Consider the following 19555-nt stretch of genomic DNA (forward strand, 5'->3'; position numbering starts at 1 on the left):
CGCTCTTGAATTCGCCCCCGAGAGGAACCCATGCCGCTGACCTCGCCCCGGCGCTCCGCGCTCGTCGATCAGGTGATCGCCCAGCTGCGGAACCAGATCACCTCCGGCGAGTGGCCGGTCGGGGCCCGCATCCCGACCGAGCCGGAGCTCGTCGAGCTGCTCGGCGTCGCCCGCAACACGGTGCGCGAGGCGGTACGGGCGCTGGCGCACAACGGGCTCCTCGACATCCGGCAGGGGTCGGGGACGTACGTCATCGCCACCAGCGAGCTGGCCGGCGTGATGCACCGCCGCTTCGCCGGGGCCGAGCCGCGGCACATCGCCGAGCTGCGTTCGACGCTGGAGTCCTCGGCGGCCCGGCTGGCGGCGGAGCGGCGGACCGACCGGGACCTCGTACAGCTGGACGCCCTGCTGGCGCGCCGCGAGGAGGCCTGGGCGGGCGGGGACGCGGAGGTCTTCGTGGCGGCGGACGTGAGTCTGCACATGGCGGTGGTGACCGCCTCGCACAACGACGTGCTGATCGAGCTGTACGCGGACCTCGGCGACCTGGTGGCCGACTGGCTGCGGGCGGACGTGGGGACCGAGCTGCACCCTTCCGCCCATCTGGACCACGCCCGGCTGATCGAGGCGATCCGGCGGGGCGACGGGGACGCGGCGGCCTCGGAGGCCGCGGGCTACCCCTTCGCCTGCCTCGGCAGGAACGCGCAGGAGGCCCCGCTCACGGGCGCCGGTGGCTGACCCAGGCCGAGCGGACCTCTTTCCAGCAGCGGCCGACCAGCTCGGTCCGGCCGGCCGGGCCGAGCGGCACGGCGACGCCGTCGCCGTCCACGTCCCACCAGCGGTCGCACTCGACGTGCAGCTGTACGAGGTCGGTCTGCGGGTAGGAGTTGTGGCAGTGCGCCGACACCTGCGAGCCGTGGATCACGGTGTCGCAGTCGGCCCCGAAGAGCTCGCCCCCGGCGGGCCGTGCGGGCTGCGCCGGAGGTTCGGCGGGGATGTCGGCGAGCTCCACCGCGGCAGGGGCCACCGCCTCGGGGCCGGGTGCGGGCTCTTCCCCCACGGGCTGCGAGGCGGCTCCGGGGACCAGGAGTCCGGTCAGGATCACGGTCGTGACCAGCACTGATACGACTCGGCTCGGCCTCGCGCGCACTCCTACCTCCTCCCCGCAGGAGCCGAGAAGATCCCGGCCAGGTCAGTTTGCAGGCATCTGTCCCGGTTTTCGAGTCGGGAAGATCCGGTCGGCCGGTGAACATGCGATCGAGCGCGCCGCCCCGGAACACGGAAACGGCGGCGGCCGCACCTCCCGGAAGGGAAGCGCGGCCGCCGCCGTACGGACGCAGGGGATCCGATCGGGGATCAGGCACCCATCGCGTGCAGGCCGCCGTCCACGTGGACGATCTCGCCGGTGGTCTTCGGGAACCAGTCCGACAGCAGGGCGACGACGCCGCGGCCGGTGGGCTCCGGGTCGCTCATGTCCCACGAAAGCATGGAGCGGTGGTTCCAGGTGTCCGCGAGGTCCGAGAAGCCCGGGATGGACTTCGCGGCCATCGAGCCGAGCGGACCGGCCGAGACCAGGTTGCAGCGGATGTTCTCCTTGCCCAGGTCGCGGGCGAGGTAACGGCTGGTGGCCTCCAGGGCAGCCTTGGCCGGGCCCATCCAGTCGTACTGCGGCCAGGCGAACTGCGCGTCGAAGGTGAGGCCGACGACGGCCGCGCCCTCCGCCGGGAACAGCGGCTTGCAGGCCATGGTCAGCGACTTCAGCGAGAACGCCGAGACGTGCATGGCGGTGGCCACCGACTCGAACGGGGTGTTCAGGAAGTTGCCGCCGAGGGCGTCCTGCGGGGCGAAGCCGATGGAGTGGACGACGCCGTCGAGGCCGCCGAGCTCGTCACGGACGAGGCCCTCCAGTCGGGCCAGGTGCTCGTCGTTGGTGACGTCGAGCTCGATCACCTTGACCGGCTTCGGCAGCTTCTTCGCGATGCGCTCGGTCAGCGAAGGACGCGGCCACGCCGTGAGGATGACCTCGGCGCCCTGCTCCTGGGCCAGCCGGGCCGTGTGGAAGGCGATGGACGACTCCATCAGCACACCCGTGATGAGGATGCGCTTGCCCTCGAGAATTCCGCTCATGGTGATCAGTGACCCATGCCCAATCCGCCGTCAACGGGAATGACGGCTCCGGTGATGTACGCGGCGTCGTCGGACGCCAGGAAGCGGACGGCTGCCGCGATCTCCTCGGGCTGCGCGTAACGGCCGAGCGGCACCTGGCCCACGATGCCCGCGCGCTGCTCGTCGGTGAGCACCTTCGTCATGTCGGTGTCCACGAAACCGGGGGCGACGACGTTGAAGGTGATGTTGCGGGAACCCAGCTCGCGGGCGAGGGAGCGGGCGAAGCCCACCAGCGCGGCCTTGGAGGCAGCGTAGTTGGCCTGGCCGGCCGAGCCCAGGAGCCCGACGACCGAGGAGATCAGGACGACGCGGCCCTTCTTGGCCCGGAGCATGCCCCGGTTCGCGCGCTTGACCACCCGGAACGTGCCCGTGAGGTTGGTGTCGAGGACCGACGTGAAGTCCTCCTCGGACATGCGCATCAGCAGCGTGTCCTTGGTGATGCCGGCGTTGGCCACGAGGACCTCGACCGCGCCGTGCGCGCCCTCGATCTCCTTGTAGGCCTGCTCCACCTGCTCGGAGTCGGTGATGTCGCACCGCACCGCCAGGACACCGAGCGAAGTGAGCGCCTCCGGCGGCTCACCCGACCGGTACGTGATCGCGACCTTGTCGCCGGCCTCCGCGAAGGCTTGGGCGATGGCGAGGCCGATGCCCCGGTTTCCTCCGGTGACGAGAACCGAGCGGCTCAACGGATCACCCTTTCGCTAGCGGTCTGAATACCAAAAACCTATAGGTCGCGTCGCTCGTACGGAGAATCGACCCCCGACAGGGCCTTGCGACCGGCTCTGTCGAATCCCTACAGAAAGATGTAGGCACAAGGGCCCCGATCGCGACATGATCGGGGCGACCGGCCCCGACCACGGGAGGACTTCCGTGCCCCATTCCATCGACGCGGCCTTCACCGCGCTGCCCCTGCGGGCGCTCGCCGACGCGGCGCTCGCCCGGGCCCGCGCGCTGGGCGCCGAGCATGCCGACTTCCGGCTGGAGCGGATCCGCAGCGCCTCCTGGCGCCTGCGGGACGCCAAGCCGTCCGGTGGGTCCGACACCACCGATCTCGGGTACGCGGTCCGGGTCGTGCACGGGGGCAGCTGGGGATTCGCCTCCGGTGTGGACCTGACCATGGACGCCGCCGCCAAGGTGGCCTCGCAGGCCGTGGCCATGGCCAAGCTGTCCGCCCAGGTGATCAAGGCCGCCGGTTCGGACGAACGGGTGGAGCTCGCCGACGAGCCGGTGCACGCCGACCGGACGTGGATCTCCGCGTACGACGTCAACCCCTTCGAGGTGCCGGACGCCGAAAAGGCGGCGCTGCTCGCCGACTGGAGCTCGCGCCTGCTGGCGGCCGACGGGGTGGCCCACGTGGACGCCTCGCTGCTCGCCGTCCACGAGAACAAGTTCTACGCCGACACCGCGGGCACCTCGACCACGCAGCAGCGGGTCCGGATCCACCCGCAGCTCACCGCGGTCGCCGTGAACGGCTCGACCGGCGAGTTCGACTCGATGCGCACCATCGCCCCGCCGGCGGGGCGCGGCTGGGAGTACCTGACCGGCACCGGCTGGGACTGGAACTCCGAGCTGGAGGAGATCCCCGGCCTGCTCGCCGAGAAGATGCGGGCGCCGAGCGTCGAGGCCGGCCGCTACGACCTGGTGGTGGACCCGTCCAACCTGTGGCTCACCATCCACGAGTCCATCGGCCACGCCACCGAGCTGGACCGGGCGCTGGGCTACGAGGCGGCGTACGCGGGGACCTCCTTCGCCACCTTCGACCAGCTGGGCAAGCTCCGGTACGGCTCCCCGATCATGAACGTGACGGGTGACCGCACGGCCGAGCACGGGCTGGCCACCGTCGGCTTCGACGACGAGGGCGTCCAGGCGCAGAGCTGGGACCTGGTCAAGGACGGCACCCTGGTCGGCTACCAGCTGGACCGGCGGATCGCGAAGCTGACCGGCCTCGGGCGCTCCAACGGCTGCGCCTTCGCCGACTCCCCCGGGCACGTGCCGGTCCAGCGGATGGCGAACGTCTCCCTCCAGCCGGATCCGGGCGGGCTCTCGACGGAGGACCTGATCGGCGGGGTGGAGCGCGGGATCTACGTGGTCGGCGACCGCTCCTGGTCGATCGACATGCAGCGCTACAACTTCCAGTTCACCGGGCAGCGGTTCTTCCGGATCGAGAACGGCAGGCTGGCCGGGCAGCTGCGCGACGTCGCGTACCAGGCCACCACCACCGACTTCTGGGGCTCGATGGAGAAGGTCGGCGGTCCGCAGACCTACGTCCTGGGCGGTGCCTTCAACTGCGGCAAGGCCCAGCCGGGCCAGGTGGCGGCGGTCTCGCACGGCTGCCCGTCCGCGCTGTTCCGCGACGTGAACATCCTGAACACCACGCAGGAGGCCGGGCGATGAGCTCGTCGATTCGCATCACCAAGCCCCACGAGATCGTCGAGCGGGCCCTGGAGCTGTCCACCGCCGACGGCTGCGTCGTCATCGCCGACGAGGGATCGAGCGCCAATCTGCGCTGGGCGGGCAACGCCCTGACGACGAACGGCGTGACCCGCGGCCGGACCCTGACGGTCATCGCCACGGTCGACGGCAAGGAGGGCACGGCCTCGGGGGTCGTCTCGCGCTCCGCCGTGACCGCGGACGACCTGGAGCCGCTGGTCCGGGCCGCCGAGGCGGCCGCCCGCGGGGCGGGCCCGGCCGAGGACGCCCAGCCACTGGTCACCGGGACCCCGGTGTCGCCGGACTTCACCGACGCCCCGGCCGAGACCACCTCCGCCGTCTTCGCGGACTTCGCGCCGGCCCTCGGCGAGGCCTTCGCCCGGGCCCGCGAGGGCGGCCGGGAGCTGTACGGCTTCGCCAACCACGAGCTGGTGTCCACGTACGTCGGCACCTCGACGGGCCTGCGGCTGCGCCACGACCAGCCGAACGGCACCCTGGAGCTGAACGCGAAGTCCCCCGACCGGCAGCGCTCCGCCTGGGCGGGCCGCTCCACCCGGGACTTCAAGGACGTGGACCCGACCGTGCTGGACGCGGAGCTCGCCGTGCGCCTCGGCTGGGCGGAGCGGAAGATCGACCTGCCCGCGGGCCGGTACGAGACCCTGCTGCCGCCGACCGCCGTGGCCGACCTGCTGATCTACCAGATGTGGTCGGCGGCGGCCCGGGACGCGGTGGAAGGCCGTACGGTCTTCTCCAAGCCCGGCGGCGGCACCCGGCTGGGCGAGAAGCTGTCCGGACTGCCGCTCTCCCTGCGCAGCGACCCGAACGCGCCGGGCCTGGAGTCCGCGCCGTTCGTGATCGCGCACAGCTCCGGCGACGACGCCTCGGTGTTCGACAACGGCCTGCCGGTCCCGGCGACCGAGTGGATCTCGGACGGTCACCTGAACCGGCTGAGCACGACCCGGCACACGGCGGGCCTGACCGGAATGGAGCTCTCCCCCGGCTTCGGGAACCTGATCCTGGACGCGGGCGGCGAGAAGTCGCTGGAGGAGATGGTCGCGGCCACCGAGCGGGGGCTGCTGCTGACCTGCCTCTGGTACATCCGCGAGGTGGACCCGGCGACGCTGCTGCTCACGGGCCTGACCCGGGACGGCGTCTACCTGGTGGAGAACGGGCAGGTGGTCGGCGAGGTCAACAACTTCCGGTTCAACGAGTCCCCCGTGGACCTGCTGTCGCGGGCCTCGGAGGCCGGCCGGACCGAGAAGACCCTGCCGCGCGAGTGGAGCGACTGGTTCACGCGTGCCGCGATGCCGGCCCTGCGTATCCCGGACTTCAACATGAGCTCGGTGAGCAAGGGCGTCTGACCACCTAGGATGTGCGGGTAGACCCCTCATCCACGCCCCTACTCACTCCATCTCTCAAGGAGAGTCACGACCGTGACTGACATCGTCGACGAACTGAAGTGGCGCGGGCTCTTCGCCCAGTCCACCGACGAAGAAGCGCTGCGCAAGGCCTTCGCGGACGGTCCGGTCACCTTCTATTGCGGTTTCGACCCGACCGCGGCCTCGCTGCACGTCGGGCACCTGGTCCAGGTGCTCACCGTGCGCCGGCTCCAGCAGGCCGGTAACCGGCCGCTGGCGCTGGTCGGCGGGGCCACGGGGCAGATCGGCGACCCGCGACCGACGGCCGAGCGGACCCTGAACGACCCGGAGACCGTCGCGAACTGGGTGACCCGGCTGCGCACCCAGATCGAACCGTTCCTGTCCTTCGAGGGCGAGAACGCGGCGCTCATGGTGAACAACCTGGACTGGACGGCGGGCATGTCCGCCATCGAGTTCCTGCGGGACATCGGCAAGCACTTCCGCGTCAACAAGATGCTGACGAAGGACTCGGTCGCCAAGCGGCTCGACTCCGACCAGGGCATCAGCTACACCGAGTTCAGCTACCAGCTGCTCCAGGGCATGGACTTCCTGGAGCTGTACCGGCGCTACGGCTGCGTGCTCCAGCAGGGCGGCTCCGACCAGTGGGGCAACCTGACGGCCGGGCTCGACCTGATCCACCGGGTCGAGCCGGGCGCGGTCGTGCACGCGCTGGCGACGCCGCTGATGGTCAAGGCGGACGGCACCAAGTTCGGCAAGTCCGAGAGCGGCGCCGTGTGGCTCGACCCGGAGATGACCACGCCGTACGCGTTCTACCAGTTCTGGCTGAACGTGGACGACCGGGACATCTCCACCTACATGCGGATCCTGTCCTTCAAGTCCCGTGAGGAGCTGGAGGAGCTGGAGGCGCAGACCGCCGAGCGGCCGCAGGCGCGCGCCGCCCAGCGGGCGCTGGCCGAGGAGCTGACCGCGCTCGTGCACGGCGCCGACCAGTGCGCCGCCGTGATCGCCGCGTCGAAGGCCCTGTTCGGTCAGGGCGACCTGGCGGAGCTGGACGAGGCCACGCTGGCCGCGGCCCTGTCCGAGCTGCCGCACGTCCGGGTGGCGGAGCCCGGCCTCGTGGTGGACCTGCTCGCGGAGACCGGCCTGGTCGCGAGCAAGTCGGCCGGCCGCCGGACCGTGAAGGAGGGCGGCGCCTACGTGAACAACGCGAAGGTCACCGCCGAGGACGCGGTCCCGGCCAAGGAGGACCTGCTCCACGGACGCTGGCTGGTGCTGCGCCGGGGCAAGAAGAACCTGGCCGCGGTGGAGGTCACGGGCGCCTGACGCGCCCGGCGTGCCGCAGGGCGCGAGTGAGCACGGCGGAGGGGCCGGTTTCGGATCCCCAGGTACTCCTGGGTCCGGCCGGCCCCTTCGTCATGCCCCGCACCGCGTCACGTCGTCTGCCGCTTGCCCTTGATCGCTCCGTACGCCATCTCGCCGAGCGCGACCACGAGGACGGCTCCCGCGATCTGCAGCAGGTGCCGGGTCCAGTCGATGCCCGCGGTCTCACCGACACCGATCCAGGTGGCCACCGCGTTGCCGATGACGGCACCGACGATGCCGAAGAGGGTGGTCAGCCACAGTGGCTGGTGCTGCTTGCCCGGCAGGATGGCCTTGGCTATCAGCCCCAGCACGAAACCGACGATGATCGCCCACAACCAACCCATGTCGAGCCTCCTCCCGGCGCGTTGTGCGCACGTGCGCCCAGTGTCGACCCATCCGGCGTACGGCGCATTTCGGACAGTGCCGTAAGGGGTCCCCCCTCTCCCCCCGGCCCGGGGGCGGGCGTACCGTGGGAGGGACCGGGCCGGGAGCGTCCGGAGGGCGATCGGGTGGTGGAGCGTGGAGCGGACGAAGCGGCAGAAGCGGAACGGGGCCGAGGTCTTCCGGATCACGGGCGCGCGGATGGGTCTCGCCGAGGACGTGCGGGGCCGCCAGCGCCGGTACGTGATCTCGATGACGATCAGGACCCTGTCGGTCATCGCGACCGTGCTGCTGTGGAACGTGCAGCGCCCGGTGGCCATCGTGACGCTCGTCGCCGGAGCCCTGCTCCCCTACGTGGCCGTGGTCATCGCCAACGCCGGGCGCGAGTCGACACCCTCGCTGCCCTCGCACTTCGTCCCGGCCCCGGTGCGGCCGGCGCTCGACGCGGGAAACCTCAATAAAAGCTCAGATCAATCATGAAGTTCCGGTGCACTCCACCGGGTCCTGCGTGACATACTGCTCACGCGCTCCGCATCCCCCGTCGGAGCGACGGACCGACGCCGGGCAGCTCCCCCCGTGGCTGCTCGGCGTCGCCATTCCGTTCTAATGTGGGCCTGTGACTTCCTCCAACACCACCGGCTCCGACGAGACCCCCACCTGCTCCGCCAAGGGCTGCCGCGACGCGGCCGTGTGGGTCCTGGCGTGGAACAACCCGACGCTGCACACGCCGGAGCGGCGCAAGACCTGGCTGGCGTGCGAGGAGCACCGCGAACACCTCTCCCAGTTCCTGGGGGTCCGCGGTTTCCTCAAGGACGTCGTGAAGCTGGACGAGTGGGTGCAGCCGGAGGGCTCGGAACGCCCCCGCTGACCGCACCCGCGTCCCGGGTCAGCCGCCGATGGCGGACATCGGGCGGTCGGGCTGCAGGAAGGACGGGTCGTCGAGACCGGACCCGGCCTTCTTGCCCCACATCGCGACCTTCCACAGCCGGGCGATCTCCTCGTCCGGGGCGCCCGAGCGCAGGGCCGCGCGCAGATCCGACTCCTCCGTCGCGAACAGGCACGTGCGCACCTGGCCGTCGGCCGTGAGCCGGGTCCGGTCGCAGGCGCCGCAGAACGGGCGGGTGACGGAGGCGATGACGCCGACGGTGGCCGGGCCCCCGTCGACCAGCCAGCGCTCGGCCGGGGCGGAGCCGCGCTCGACGGCGCCTTCCTCGGTGAGCGCGAAGCGGGTGCGCAGGGACTCCAGGATGTCCCCCGCGGTGATCATGCCGTCGCGCTTCCAGCCGTGCTGGGCGTCGAGCGGCATCTGCTCGATGAAGCGGAGCTCGTACTCGTTCTCCACGGCCCAGGCCAGCAGGTCGGGGGCCTCGTCGTCGTTGAGGCCGGGCATGAGCACGGCATTGACCTTGACGGGGGTGAGGCCGGCCTCGCGGGCCGCGGCCATGCCCTCGATGACGTCCTTGTGCCGGTCGCGGCGGGTGAGGGTCTTGAAGACCTCGGGCCGCAGGGTGTCCAGGGAGACGTTCACCCGGTCCAGGCCGGCGGCCTTCAGGGCCTGCGCGGTGCGCTTGAGACCGATGCCGTTGGTGGTCAGGGACATCTTGGGGCGGGGCTCCAGGGCCGCGCACCGCTCGACGATGCCGACCAGGCCGGGCCGCAGCAGCGGTTCGCCGCCGGTGAACCGGACCTCGGTGATCCCCAGCTGCGTGACCGCGATGCGGATCAGCCGGACGATCTCGTCATCGCTGAGCAGGTCCGACTTGCCGAGCCACTGCAGCCCTTCCTCGGGCATGCAGTAGGTGCAGCGCAGATTGCACCGGTCGGTCAGTGAGACGCGCAGGTCAGTGGCCACGCGGCCGTAGGTATCGAGAAGCACTGTGGGCCCCCTCCCCTGTCCGGAAGTAGAGGTACGCGCGGGCATTCGATCTACTTCACGCGTTCTATTTCGAGACTACGTGACGCCTGTGTCATCCAGAGGTGCCCAAATGAACGAGACGTGACGTGGCCGCGTCGTAGGGATCTACGACACGGCCACGCCCGGTGTTCGGACGATCTCAGTGCGCCCCGGTTCCGGTGAGGGAGCGCACCTCCAGCTCGGCGAACTTCTGCGGGTCGGCCTCCTCCTTGGAGAGGACCGTTCCCAGCCAGCCCAGCAGGAAGCCGAGGGGGATCGAGATGATCCCCGGGTTCTCCAGCGGGAACCAGAAGAAGTCCGCGTCCTTGAACATCGAGGTGGGCTTTCCGGACACGACCGGGGAGAACAGCACCAGGCCGACCGCCGCGATCAGCCCGCCGTAGATGGACCACAGTGCGCCCTGGGTGGTGAAGCGCTTCCAGAAGAGGCTGTAGAGGATCGTCGGCAGGTTCGCCGAGGCGGCGACCGCGAAGGCCAGCGCGACCAGGCCGGCCACGTTGAGGTCGCGGGCCAGCGCGCCGAGACCGATGGCGACGGCTCCGATGACGACGGTGGACCAGCGGGCCGCGCGCATCTCCTCCTTCTCGGTGGCCTTGCCCTTGCGGATCACGTTCACGTACAGGTCGTGCGCGAAGGACGAGGAGGAGGCGAGGGTGAGGCCGGCGACGACGGCCAGGATGGTGGCGAAGGCGACCGCGGAGATCACGGCGAGCAGGATGGCGCCGCCGGTGGAGTCGGGGCCTCCGCCGACGGCCTGGGCGAGCAGCGGAGCCGCGGTGTTGCCGGCCTTGTTGGACTTGATGATCTCGTCGCGGTCGAGCAGCGCCGCGGCGCCGAAGCCGAGGGCGATCGTCATCAGGTAGAAACCGCCGATGATGCCGATGGCCCAGAGGACCGACTTTCGGGCGGCCTGCGCGGTGGGCACCGTGTAGAAGCGGATCAGGATGTGCGGCAGACCGGCGGTGCCGAGGACGAGGGCGAGGCCGAGCGAGAGGAAGTCCAGCTTCGAGGTCGGGTCCTTGCCGTACTTGAGGCCGGGTTCGAGGAACTTCACCCCCTGGCCGCTGTTCTCGGCCGCCTTGCCCAGCAGGTCGGAGATGTTGAAGTCGAACTTCACCAGCACCAGGAGGGTGATCAGCAGGGCGCCCGCGATCAGCAGCACCGCCTTGATCATCTGGACCCAGGTGGTGCCCTTCATACCGCCGATGGTCACGTAGACGATCATCAGTACGCCGACCAGCGCGACGACGGCCACCTTGCCGCCGTCACTGGTGATGCCCAGGAGCAGCGAGACGAGCACGCCGGCCCCGGCCATCTGGGCGAGCAGGTAGAAGATCGAGACCACGATGGTGGAGGTGCCGGCGGCGGTGCGTACGGGCCGCTGGCGCATCCGGTACGCGAGGACGTCGCCCATCGTGTAGCGGCCGGAGTTGCGCAGCGGCTCGGCGACGAGCAGCAGGGCGACCAGCCAGGCGACGAGGAAGCCGATCGAGTAGAGGAAGCCGTCGTAGCCGAAGAGGGCGATGGCTCCGGCGATGCCGAGGAAGGACGCGGCGGACATGTAGTCGCCGGAGATGGCGAGGCCGTTCTGGAAGCCGGTGAACTGGCGGCCGCCCGCGTAGAAGTCGGATGCGTCCTTGGTCTGGCGGCCGGCCCAGACGGTGATGATCAGGGTGGCGACGACGAACAGCCCGAACAGGGTGATGATCAGCGGGCGGTGTTCGGAGGCTCCGGCGGCGAGCGTCGTCAGGCGGTGCGCCCCGCTCATTCGGCGGCCTCCATCCGCGCCTTGATGGCCTCGGCCTTGGGGTCGAGCTTCGCGGCCGCGTGCCGCGCGTAGAGCCAGGCGATCAGGAAGGTCGTCGCGAACTGGGCGAGGCCGAGCACGAGGGCGACGTTGATGTTGCCGAAGAGCTTGGTCCCCATGAAGCCGCCCGCGTAGTTGGACAGCAGGACGTAGAGCAGGTACCAGGCGATGAACGCCACGGTGAGCGGGAAGGCGAAGGAGCGGTAGGAGCCGCGCAGTTCGGTGAACTCGGCGCTCTGCTGGACGCTCGTGTAGTCGTCTGCCGTGGGGGCCGCCGGTGGCGTTCCCGCGCTGCCCGGCGGCGGCGCTGCTTCGGTGGTCACGGGGGGATCTCCTTGTGACGCGGGTGCGGTGGGGACGACGGACAAAACAACCTCCGTGTGGGGGGACGGTGGTGCCGATCCCCCCTTGTCAACGGCACGGACGGCGCGTCGGGACGGTTCAACACCGATTGATTCTTGGGGAACTGATTTCTCGAACTGATGGCGCACAGGGGAACGGCGACGCTAGGTTCACTTGTCATGAACCCGCCCGACGCGACCGCGTCCGGGCGGCTTTTTCGAGGATGACCTGGAGAACCCATGGATCAGCTGGGGTCGCGTGCGCCCAAGAAGCGCAGCCGTGCTCTCGCCGTACCCGTCGGCCTGGCGCTCACCGCCTCGCTCGCCTTCCTGCCCGCGATCTCGGCCTCGGCCGCCCCGCTGGGCGCTGCGGCCGACACGGCGACGGTCTCGAAGGCCGACGCCTCCGGCCCCAAGCTGTCGTACGTGGCCAACCTGAACGCGTACGCCACGGTGAAGGCGGCGAAGAAGGCGATCGAGCGGGCCGGCGGAACGGTGGTGACGGCCTACGAGCAGATCGGGGTCGTGGTCGCACACTCCCAGAACCCGGACTTCGCCAAGCAGCTGCGCGCCCAGCGCGGTCTGTTCGTGTCGGTCGGCGCCACCCGGACGGCCCCGATGTCGGCGGCGCGGACCACCGACGAGGGGGCGACCCAGCAGCTGAGCGCGGCGGACGCCGCCAAGGCGGCGGCAGCGGCCCAGGAGGGTCAGGAGCCGCTGGAGCCCAACCAGTGGGACCTGCGGACGATCAAGGCCGACAAGGCTCACAAGATCAACGATGGCAGCCGGAACGTCACGGTGGGCATCATCGACACGGGTGTCGACGACACCCACCCCGACCTCGCCCCCAACTTCTCCAAGGGCCAGTCGGCCAACTGCGTGGGCGGCGTCGCCGACACCACCGAGGGCGCCTGGCGTCCGTACCCCGACGGCAGCGACCACGGCACGCACGTGGCCGGCACCATCGGGGCGGCGCGCAACGGCATCGGCGTCAGCGGTGTCGCGCCGGGCGTGAAGATAGCCGCGATCAAGGTGAGCGAGCCCGGGACCAGCCTCTTCTACACCGAGGCGGTCGTCTGCGGCTTCATGTTCGCCGCCGAGAAGGGGATCGAGGTGACCAACAACAGCTACTACGTCGACCCGTGGCTCTTCAACTGCAAGTCCGACGACGACCAGAAGGCGCTGGTGGAGGCCATCGCGCGGGCCACCAAGTACGCCGAGCGCAAGGGCACGCTCCACATCGCCTCGGCCGGCAACTCCAACCAGGACCTGGCCTCGCCCTCCCTGGAGGACACGACCAGCCCGAACGACACCACCCCGGTGCCGCGCACCATCGACCCGAAGGTCTGCCTGGACCTGCCCACGCAGCTGCCGGGTGTGGTCACCGTCTCCGCGACCGGCGACAAGGGCCTGCGCTCGTACTACTCCAGCTACGGCCTCGGGGTCGTGGACGTCGCCGCCCCCGGTGGCGACAAGTGGCAGGTCCCGGACACCCCGGACGCCAACGGGCGCGTGCTCTCGACGGTCCCGGGCGGGGGCTACGGCTACAAGCAGGGCACCTCGATGGCCGCCCCGCACGTCGCGGGCGTCGCGGCGCTCCTCAAGAGCGCCCATCCGTCGGCCACGCCCTCGCAGCTCCAGGCGATGCTGAAGGCGCAGTCCACGAAGGCGGCCTGCCCGACGCAGATATACGACGCCACGGGCGCGCTGATCGATGCCACCACCTGCCAGGCCAAGTGGGGGCAGACCGGCTACTACGGCTACGGCGTGATCGACGCGCTCAAGGCCGTGAAGTAGTCCGGCGCGGCGAACGGACGGACGAACGGGCGGGCCGGGCGGGGATCACCCCGCCCGGCCCTTTCGTTCCGCGGGTCAGGGCTTGATCATCACCTTGAGCGCGCTGCGGTCGTCCATCGCCCGGTAGCCGTCCGGGACCTCGTCCAGGGACACGGCCCGGTCGAAGACGGGCGCCGGGTCGATCGCGCCGCTGAGCACGTCCTCCAGCAGCTCCGGGATGTACGCGCGGACCGGGGCCACACCGCCGCGCAGGGTGATGTTGCGGTCGAACATGACGCCCAGGTCGAGGCCGGTGCCGCTGCCGTGCGGGACGCCGACGTAGCCGATGGCCCCGCCGTCGCGGGTGATGTTCACGGCGGTGCGCATCGACTGCTCGGTGCCGACCGCCTCGATGACCGCGTGCGCGCCCCGGCCGCCGAGCAGCTCGCGGACGGCCGCCTCTGCGGCCTCGCCGCGCTCGGCGACGACGTCGGTGGCTCCGAAGAGCTTGGCGATGTCCGTACGTACGGTGTGGCGGCCCAGGGCGATGATCCGCTCGGCGCCCAGGCGCTTGGCGGCGAGGACGCCGCACAGGCCGACCGCGCCGTCGCCGACGACGGCGACCGTCGAGCCCTCGCGCACGCCGGCGCCCAGCGCGGCGTGGTGGCCGGTGCCCATGACGTCGGACAGCGCGAGCAGCCCGGTCAGCAGGTGGTCGTCGGTGGCGGCCTCGGCGGGCAGCTTCACCAGGGTGCCGTCGGCGTGCGGGACGCGGACGGCCTCGCCCTGGCCCCCGTCGTGCCCGACCGAGCCCCAGAAGCCGCCGTGCTCGCAGGAGGTGAAGAGGCCCTCGGAGCAGTACTCGCAGGTGCCGTCCGACCACATGAAGGGCGCGACGACGAGGTCGCCCGCCCGCAGGCCGGACACGGCGGAGCCGGTCTCCTCGACGATGCCCAGGAACTCGTGGCCGATGCGCTGGCCGGGCTGGCGCGCGGCCTCGCCGCGGTAGGCCCACAGGTCGCTGCCGCAGATACAGGCACGCAGGACGCGGACGACGGCGTCCTCGGGTCGCTGGATCACAGCGTCGGGCACCTCCTCCACGCGTATGTCGTGCGGGGCGTGGATAACGGTGGCGCGCATGGTGGTGCAGTCCTCCGGTTCGAAATCGTTCAGTCTTGTACGACTGTGGAACCGTCCTACCGTACGCCTGCTTCCCGGGAGGTCGCGCCAGTGGCCAGCAGGTACTGGGCGGCCAGGTACGTGGCCATGATCCAGAAGTCCGGGCGTGGCAGCTGGGGCCATTCGGCGACGCCGGTGGCGATGAGGGTGTCGGAGAGCAGGAACAGCCCGCCGCCGATCCCGGCCCGCAGGCCCAGGGCGCTGGAACGCAGCGCCATCGCGGTGAGCAGCAGGCTGTAGCCGGCCACGGGGATCCGCAGGTCGGGCGGCAGATCGGACCACAGCAGGGCGACGGTGCCGAGGAGCGCGAGCGCGTACGCACCCCCGAGCAGCGGGTTCGCGGGCCGCTTGCCGAAGAGGACGAGGTAGCAGACGTGGCCGACGGCGAAGGAGCCCATGCCCACGAGGAAGGCGGGCTCGGCGTCGAAGAGCAGGGCCAGGTCGCCGCCCCAGCCGAACAGCAGGGCGGCGAGCAGCAGCCGGGGCGCGCCGCGGGTGGCCATGTGGGTCACGAGCAGCGGCATCAGCAGCGGTTTGGCGATGACGTGCCCGAGGTGCCAGCCGGCCAGCAGCGAGCCGAGGTCGACGGCGGCGGCCACGGCGAAGGCGACGAGGGCGATGCGGCCGAGGCGGTCCCGGCCGGGCACCGCCCGGTCGGCGGCCCAGGAGGGGCCGGGGCGGCCGGTGGACTCTGCGGTGCTCACGCGGTGGTCTCCTGCACGGCCGGGGCGGCGGGGTCGGCTGCGGCGCCGGTGGCCGGAGCGGGTGCGGCCGCGGCTGCGGCTGCGGGTACGGGCGCGGGCTGCCAGCCGGGGCCGCGGAAGACGTGTCCGGCCCGGGCGCGCCAGCTCCCGGCGGCGCGCACGTCCCGGGCGATGGCCGCGTACTCGTGGGTGGCCACGCGCAGCGGGTTGTGGGTGGCGATGTTCTTGGTGAGCCCGTAGACGGGCTTGTCCGTCTCCCCCACCCAGGAGCCGAACATCCGGTCCCAGACGATCAGGATGCCGCCGAAGTTGCGGTCCAGGTAGCCGCCCTGCGAGGCGTGGTGGACCCGGTGGTGGGAGGGGGTGTTGAAGACGTACTCGTAGGGCCGCGGCAGCTTCCCGATGCGCTCGGTGTGGACCCAGAACTGGTAGAGCAGATTGATCCCGTAGCAGAAGGGGATCGCCGCCGGGTGCACGCCGAGGGCCACCATCGGCAGGTAGAACCACCAGGTGGTCGCGCTGGTCCAGGGCTGGCGCAGGGCGGTGGTGAGGTTGAACCGCCGGCTGCTGTGGTGGACCACGTGGCAGGCCCACAGGATGCGGATGACGTGGTGGAGACGGTGCTGCCAGTAGTAGAGGAAGTCCTGGGCGAGCAGCATCAGCAGGGCGGTCCACCACAGGAACGGCACGCGCAGCGGGGTCAGTTCGTAGACCGCGGTGAAGACGGCGACGACCGGGATCTTCCAGAGCAGGTCGAAACCGATGCTGCCGAGCCCCATGGTGATGCTCGTGGCGGCGTCCTTGGTGTCGTAGCCGGCGGCGTCCTCGTCGGGATGGAGCCGGTAGCTCACCACCTCGATGACGGTGAGCAGCACGAAGGCAGGTATGGACCACAGCACGACATCGGGCAGGTTCGGCATGTCCCGCACCATAGAGGCGCTCTCGGGGGTGCCGCTAGGGGTTGTTACCGATCGGTATCCATCGGTGTTACCGGCGGTTCACGAGATGATGTACGGGCCAAGGGGAGGGCGGGGTATGACGGGCTTCGAGACGGTTCTCTTACGGGTGGCGGGGACTGCGGCGGGGGCACTGGTGAAGTCCCTCCTGGCCCGGACCCCGGGGGCGGGCCTGGCCGCCGACCCGGCCCGGCCGGTGCAGCGCTGGCGCAGGCCCCCGGCGGAACTCGGCGACGGCGAGATGCGGCGCCTGGCCGAAGCCCTGGCCGCGCGCCTCGGCCCGGAGTGCGCGGCGCTGCCGGAGCACGAGCGCCTGGCGGCGCTGGACGCGGCCGGCGACGCCTTCGCGGCGCTGGGCCCCCTCGACGCCCGGTCCCTCTTCGCGGCGGACCTCGACCCGGCGGCCCTGGCCGCGGCCCTCCCCGGACCGCCGGCGGGTCTGAGCCCGGCGGCCGGGGCCCTGTACGGACGGCTGGTCCGGCTGTGCTGCGCGCACGCGGTGGAGTACGTGACGACCCTGCCGGGCTTCGGGGCGCGGGCGGACGTGGAACTGGTCCGGCGGACGGGCGAGCTGGCCCGTTCCCTGGACCGGCTGGGCGCCACGGGGGACGGGACGGCGTACGCCTTCGAGGAGCGGTACGCAGAGTACGTCGCCCGCACCCACGGCCGCCTGCAGCTCTTCGGCCTGACGCTGAGCCACTCCCGCCAGGAATGGCCGCTGGACGTGGCCTACATCAGCCTGTCGGTGAGCGGCGACGCGCCGCTGCTGCCCGGCGAGCCGGAGCTCCACCGGACCCAGGTCCGGGCCGAGCAGGCCCTCGCCTCCGCCGACCGGGTCCTGCTGCGCGGCCCGGCGGGCTCGGGAAAGTCCACCCTGGTCCAGTGGCTGGCCCTCAACGCGGCCCGGCGGAGCGAGGGCCCGTGGAGCACGTGCGTCCCGTTCGTGCTGCGGCTGCGCTCCTTCAGCGCGTCCGGCGACCTGCCGCTGCCCCTGCCGGAGGACTTCCTGCGCGCGTGCGGCGTACCGCTGTCCGCCCCGCCGGGCTGGGTGGAGGACCTCATGCTGAGCGGCCGGGCGCTGGTCCTGGTCGACGGCGTGGACGAGGTCCCGCAACGGCTGCGCGCCCGTACGTCGACCTGGCTGCGCTCGCTCGTCGCCGCCTTCCCGAAGGCCCGTTACGTGGTGACGACCCGCCCCTCTGCCGTCCCGGAGGACTGGCTCGCGGGCCTCGGGTTCGCCGCGCACTCGATGCTGCCGATGGAGCAGCGGGACATCCGGGCCTTCGTGGAGCACTGGCACGCGGCCGCGCGGGCCCAGGGGCAGGAGGTGGACGCGTACGAGGCTTCGCTGCTGGAAGCGGTCTCCTCCCGGCGGGACCTGGCCCGGCTGGCGACCAATCCGCTGATGTGCGCCCTGCTCTGTGCCCTGAACCAGGACCGGCGCATGCAGCTCCCCCGGGCGCGGAAGGAGCTGTACGATGCGGCGCTGGACATGCTGCTGGTCCGGCGGGACACGGAACGGGAGATCAGCGGGGTCGAGGGGGTCCACCTCACCCGCGAGGAGCAGATCGCGCTGCTCCAGCGGCTCGCGTACTGGCTGATCCGCAACGGGCAGTTGGAGGCGGCCCGGGACGAGGCCGTCGAGATGGTGGGCGAGTGGCTGGAGTCGATGCCGCAGGTGCGGAAGCAGGGCGGGGCCGAGCAGGTCTTCGCCCACCTGCTGATCCGCAGCGGGCTGCTCCTGGAGCCGACCCCGGGGTCGGTGGTCTTCGTCCACCGCACCTTCCAGGACTACCTGGGCGCCAAGGCGGCGGTGGAGTCACGGGACTTCGGGGTCCTGGTGAAGAACGCGCAGGACGACTCCTGGGACGACGTGGTCCGCATGGCGGTGGGCCACGCGCGCCCCGACGAGCGCGCCCGCCTCCTGCGCGGCCTGCTCCGCCGGGCCGACAAGGTCAAGGGCGCCCGCAACCGCCTCGTCCTCCTGGCGGCGGCCTGCCTGGAACACGCCCCTGAACTGGACCCGGCTGTACGCGCCGACGTGCAGGAGCGCACGGCGCAACTGCTACCGCCCCGGTCCCGCCAGCAGGCGGAGGAACTGGCGAAGGTCGGCGAACTCGTCCTAGAACTCCTGCCCCTGGACGGCGATCTCGACGAGAACGAAGCGGAGGCAGTCGTCCGCACGGCGGGGTGGATCGGCGGACCTCGCGCGCTGAAGGTCGTCGCCCGCTTCCGCCAGGACACCCGACTGAACGTGGCCTTCGCGCTATCGGACGCATGGGCCCACTTCCCCACCGAGGAGTATGCAGAGGAGGTGCTGTCGACTGCCGCCATGCCAGGAGCGAACCTATTGGTAAGCACTGAAGAGCAAGCGGCCCAGGTCGGGCGGCTTACCCATCTGAAGCGGATCAACCTGCATTGGGCTCCCGGCCTGGCAACCCTGGTCGCACAACGCCCCGACCTTGATCACCTCTTCGTATACCGGAACGATGAGCTGGCAGATCTGTCCCTGCTGGAGCCTCTGGACCGCCTGACGTTCCTGGGCCTCTCAATGTGCCCGAACGTACGAGACCTCGCGCCGCTGGCAGGGCTGCCACTGCGCGAACTAAGCCTGAACGGGCTTCCAAATGGCCTCCCGCTGGAACCGGTGCGCGGACTCTCTCTCGTAACACTCAACCTGGGCTACCGGCCCCCCGCTGACCGGGTCGGCGACCTGCCGCTCCCCGAAGGGCTACAGGGACTCTGTCTGCTCAGGGCAGCGGGCGGCCTGTCACTGGAAGGCCTGGACCGCCTTCCCGGTCTGAAGAACCTGATGATCACCGGCGACGAGCAGTTCGACGAGCTCACCAAGACGTGTGTGCCCACACTCACGAGCCTGTCCCTCGCCGACTCAGCACCGGACCTCACCCGACTGCTCCGACACGAGCGGTTGACCGCCCTGTCGTTGAACCAGTGCTCCGTCGGTGATCTCGCACCGCTGCGATCCCTGCCCGAACTCAGGTCCCTCCTGCTGAACCAGCGCGACGGAAGTCACGATCTCACCCCGCTGGCCGACCTGGACCACGTCGTAATCACCGTGTTCGGCGGCGCGGCCGTCACCGGTGCCGAGAACATCCCGCCGGGGCGGCTCAGAATCCGGACCTTCTGAGCCGCCCCGGCGGG

General features: G+C 71.0%; 18 protein-coding genes. 8 read left to right on the forward strand and 10 right to left on the reverse strand.

Annotated elements, in window-relative coordinates:
- Positions 1-30 precede the first annotated feature (30 nt).
- Positions 31-735, forward strand: a complete 705-nt coding sequence (locus tag ACXNSR_RS09820) for a FadR/GntR family transcriptional regulator (protein WP_458641711.1) — start codon at positions 31-33, stop codon at positions 733-735.
- Here ACXNSR_RS09820 and ACXNSR_RS09825 read toward each other — a convergent pair.
- The 3 genes from ACXNSR_RS09825 to fabG all read right to left on the reverse strand — a co-directional run bounded on the left by ACXNSR_RS09825 (position 716) and on the right by fabG (position 2849).
- Positions 716-1117, reverse strand: a complete 402-nt coding sequence (locus ACXNSR_RS09825; protein WP_458641712.1) for a hypothetical protein — start codon at positions 1115-1117, stop codon at positions 716-718. The two genes, ACXNSR_RS09820 and ACXNSR_RS09825, sit on opposite strands and share 20 nt — an antisense overlap.
- A 236-nt stretch (positions 1118-1353) precedes the next feature.
- Positions 1354-2124: an enoyl-ACP reductase FabI gene (fabI, locus tag ACXNSR_RS09830; RefSeq protein ID WP_458641713.1), complete on the reverse strand. Its 771-nt coding sequence runs from the start codon at positions 2122-2124 to the stop codon at positions 1354-1356.
- Positions 2125-2129: 5 nt separating this feature from the next.
- On the reverse strand, positions 2130-2849 hold the full coding sequence (fabG, locus tag ACXNSR_RS09835; RefSeq protein WP_458641714.1) for a 3-oxoacyl-[acyl-carrier-protein] reductase: 720 nt from the start codon (positions 2847-2849) through the stop codon (positions 2130-2132).
- A 145-nt stretch (positions 2850-2994) separates the two neighbouring features.
- Between fabG and ACXNSR_RS09840 the strand changes: the two genes are divergently transcribed.
- The 3 genes from ACXNSR_RS09840 to tyrS all read left to right on the forward strand — a co-directional run bounded on the left by ACXNSR_RS09840 (position 2995) and on the right by tyrS (position 7295).
- Positions 2995-4557: a TldD/PmbA family protein gene (locus ACXNSR_RS09840; RefSeq protein ID WP_458641715.1), complete on the forward strand. Its 1563-nt coding sequence runs from the start codon at positions 2995-2997 to the stop codon at positions 4555-4557.
- On the forward strand, positions 4554-5954 hold the full coding sequence (locus ACXNSR_RS09845; protein ID WP_458641716.1) for a metallopeptidase TldD-related protein: 1401 nt from the start codon (positions 4554-4556) through the stop codon (positions 5952-5954). The genes ACXNSR_RS09840 and ACXNSR_RS09845 overlap by 4 nt, the downstream gene beginning before the upstream one ends.
- Before the next feature lie 72 nt (positions 5955-6026).
- Complete coding sequence (gene tyrS / locus ACXNSR_RS09850) at positions 6027-7295, forward strand: tyrosine--tRNA ligase (RefSeq protein ID WP_458641717.1); 1269 nt, start codon at positions 6027-6029, stop codon at positions 7293-7295.
- A gap of 107 nt (positions 7296-7402) precedes the next feature.
- Here the strand turns inward: tyrS and ACXNSR_RS09855 are convergent, their stop codons facing one another.
- A complete protein-coding gene (locus ACXNSR_RS09855; protein WP_329103439.1) occupies positions 7403-7678 on the reverse strand; it encodes a GlsB/YeaQ/YmgE family stress response membrane protein in 276 nt (91 codons plus the stop codon).
- Positions 7679-7916: 238 nt separating this feature from the next.
- On the opposite strand from ACXNSR_RS09855, the gene ACXNSR_RS09860 reads away from it, so the two are divergent.
- A complete protein-coding gene (locus tag ACXNSR_RS09860; RefSeq protein ID WP_458643251.1) occupies positions 7917-8195 on the forward strand; it encodes a DUF3099 domain-containing protein in 279 nt (92 codons plus the stop codon).
- A 136-nt stretch (positions 8196-8331) separates the two neighbouring features.
- A complete protein-coding gene (locus tag ACXNSR_RS09865) occupies positions 8332-8583 on the forward strand; it encodes a hypothetical protein (RefSeq protein ID WP_458641718.1) in 252 nt (83 codons plus the stop codon).
- An 18-nt stretch (positions 8584-8601) separates the two neighbouring features.
- On the opposite strand, the gene moaA is transcribed toward ACXNSR_RS09865, so the two are convergent.
- The 3 genes from moaA to ACXNSR_RS09880 all read right to left on the reverse strand — a co-directional run bounded on the left by moaA (position 8602) and on the right by ACXNSR_RS09880 (position 11760).
- Positions 8602-9591 (reverse strand): GTP 3',8-cyclase MoaA, encoded by a 990-nt coding sequence (gene moaA, locus ACXNSR_RS09870; protein ID WP_458641719.1) that lies wholly within the window; start codon positions 9589-9591, stop codon positions 8602-8604.
- Positions 9592-9769: 178 nt separating this feature from the next.
- Positions 9770-11398, reverse strand: a complete 1629-nt coding sequence (locus ACXNSR_RS09875; protein ID WP_458641720.1) for a solute symporter family protein — start codon at positions 11396-11398, stop codon at positions 9770-9772.
- Positions 11395-11760, reverse strand: a complete 366-nt coding sequence (locus ACXNSR_RS09880; protein WP_458641721.1) for a DUF485 domain-containing protein — start codon at positions 11758-11760, stop codon at positions 11395-11397. Before ACXNSR_RS09880 ends, ACXNSR_RS09875 begins: the two co-directional genes overlap by 4 nt.
- Positions 11761-12018: 258 nt before the next feature.
- Between ACXNSR_RS09880 and ACXNSR_RS09885 the strand changes: the two genes are divergently transcribed.
- On the forward strand, positions 12019-13575 hold the full coding sequence (locus ACXNSR_RS09885; protein WP_458641722.1) for a S8 family serine peptidase: 1557 nt from the start codon (positions 12019-12021) through the stop codon (positions 13573-13575).
- A 75-nt stretch (positions 13576-13650) separates the two neighbouring features.
- Here ACXNSR_RS09885 and ACXNSR_RS09890 read toward each other — a convergent pair whose 3' ends face one another.
- Genes ACXNSR_RS09890 through ACXNSR_RS09900 form a run of 3 tightly spaced genes read right to left on the reverse strand, consistent with a single transcriptional unit; the run spans position 13651 to position 16357 of the window.
- Positions 13651-14694, reverse strand: a complete 1044-nt coding sequence (locus ACXNSR_RS09890; RefSeq protein ID WP_458641723.1) for a zinc-dependent alcohol dehydrogenase family protein — start codon at positions 14692-14694, stop codon at positions 13651-13653.
- A gap of 56 nt (positions 14695-14750) precedes the next feature.
- Positions 14751-15437, reverse strand: a complete 687-nt coding sequence (locus ACXNSR_RS09895; protein WP_458641724.1) for a lysoplasmalogenase — start codon at positions 15435-15437, stop codon at positions 14751-14753.
- Positions 15434-16357 (reverse strand): sterol desaturase family protein, encoded by a 924-nt coding sequence (locus ACXNSR_RS09900; RefSeq protein WP_458641725.1) that lies wholly within the window; start codon positions 16355-16357, stop codon positions 15434-15436. The genes ACXNSR_RS09895 and ACXNSR_RS09900 overlap by 4 nt, the downstream gene beginning before the upstream one ends.
- Before the next feature lie 115 nt (positions 16358-16472).
- Between ACXNSR_RS09900 and ACXNSR_RS09905 the strand changes: the two genes are divergently transcribed.
- Positions 16473-19541, forward strand: coding sequence for an NACHT domain-containing protein (locus ACXNSR_RS09905; protein WP_458641726.1), 3069 nt, complete (start codon positions 16473-16475; stop codon positions 19539-19541).
- Positions 19542-19555 lie beyond the last annotated feature (14 nt).

Source organism: Streptomyces sp. NC-S4 (assembly GCF_054353315.1).

What these genes read in the sequence shown, in the direction of transcription:
- ACXNSR_RS09820 (WP_458641711.1), top strand. Translation starts at nt 31, where the DNA reads ATGCCGCTGACCTCGCCCCGGCGCTCCGCGCTCGTCGATCAGGTGATC.
- fabI (WP_458641713.1), bottom strand. Translation starts at nt 2,124, where the DNA reads ATGAGCGGAATTCTCGAGGGCAAGCGCATCCTCATCACGGGTGTGCTG.
- ACXNSR_RS09840 (WP_458641715.1), top strand. Translation starts at nt 2,995, where the DNA reads ATGATCGGGGCGACCGGCCCCGACCACGGGAGGACTTCCGTGCCCCAT.
- ACXNSR_RS09845 (WP_458641716.1), top strand. Translation starts at nt 4,554, where the DNA reads ATGAGCTCGTCGATTCGCATCACCAAGCCCCACGAGATCGTCGAGCGG.
- ACXNSR_RS09855 (WP_329103439.1), bottom strand. Translation starts at nt 7,678, where the DNA reads ATGGGTTGGTTGTGGGCGATCATCGTCGGTTTCGTGCTGGGGCTGATA.
- ACXNSR_RS09860 (WP_458643251.1), top strand. Translation starts at nt 7,917, where the DNA reads ATGGGTCTCGCCGAGGACGTGCGGGGCCGCCAGCGCCGGTACGTGATC.
- ACXNSR_RS09875 (WP_458641720.1), bottom strand. Translation starts at nt 11,398, where the DNA reads ATGAGCGGGGCGCACCGCCTGACGACGCTCGCCGCCGGAGCCTCCGAA.
- ACXNSR_RS09885 (WP_458641722.1), top strand. Translation starts at nt 12,019, where the DNA reads ATGGATCAGCTGGGGTCGCGTGCGCCCAAGAAGCGCAGCCGTGCTCTC.
- ACXNSR_RS09890 (WP_458641723.1), bottom strand. Translation starts at nt 14,694, where the DNA reads ATGCGCGCCACCGTTATCCACGCCCCGCACGACATACGCGTGGAGGAG.
- ACXNSR_RS09900 (WP_458641725.1), bottom strand. Translation starts at nt 16,357, where the DNA reads ATGCCGAACCTGCCCGATGTCGTGCTGTGGTCCATACCTGCCTTCGTG.
- ACXNSR_RS09905 (WP_458641726.1), top strand. Translation starts at nt 16,473, where the DNA reads ATGACGGGCTTCGAGACGGTTCTCTTACGGGTGGCGGGGACTGCGGCG.